This is a genomic window from Rhizobium sp. L9, from assembly GCF_002531885.1.
In the GTDB taxonomy this organism is placed as follows: Bacteria; Pseudomonadota; Alphaproteobacteria; order Rhizobiales; family Rhizobiaceae; genus Rhizobium.
In genome coordinates this window covers 1-634 of sequence record NZ_NWSZ01000107.1, presented here as the reverse complement: position 1 = coordinate 634, position 634 = coordinate 1, and the positions used below count along the sequence as shown (strand labels likewise).

At 58.5% G+C, this 634-nt stretch carries 1 pseudogene; it reads right to left on the bottom strand.

Annotated features, from left to right (window positions below):
• Positions 1–634 (bottom strand): annotated as a pseudogene (locus CO660_RS32495) (polysaccharide biosynthesis protein); the annotation flags it as partial.

The following is a 634-nucleotide window of genomic DNA, read 5'->3' as shown; positions in this document are numbered from 1 at the left end:
GCGACTCGTCCCTGAGCCAGCGCGGTGAGATCCGGCAATGTCCGGACGTTCACCCTGGCTTTGCGGATATGCTCGAGAATTTCATTGCGACGCTGCCGCGACGCGGATGGGAGAGCAAGAAGCACGTTGTGCACGCCAAGTGCTTCGGCGAGCACCGGAAGATCCGACGGGTCGTAGATCGGCAAACCGCCCATGATGCCGCCCTTAAGGCGCGGATCATCATCGAGGTAGCCGACGACATTGAGTTCGGCGCTGTTCGTCAGAGCGCCGGCGAGTTGCCTCCCGGCATTTCCCGCCCCATAGATCAGCACCTTATCGAGCGTATTCTGGTGAAGAATACGCTGATAGGTATCCCCGAGCCAATAGCGGATGCCCAACCGTGACAGGCCGATCGCAATCAGCAGCAGGAAGGGCTGGAGAATGCCGACGGTTCTCGGAACGCCCGGGACGCTGAGCGCCGTAAATATCGTCATGAAGGCGACGCCGTAAATCGCAATTGCTTTTAGAACGGCAATGAAAGCGGCCATGTTGGCATAACGGAAGATCGCCCGATACATGCCCATGACGATGAAGATGGGAAGCGCCATGCACAAGGAAACGAAGACCGGTAACCACTGCACGCCAGTTAGCACCG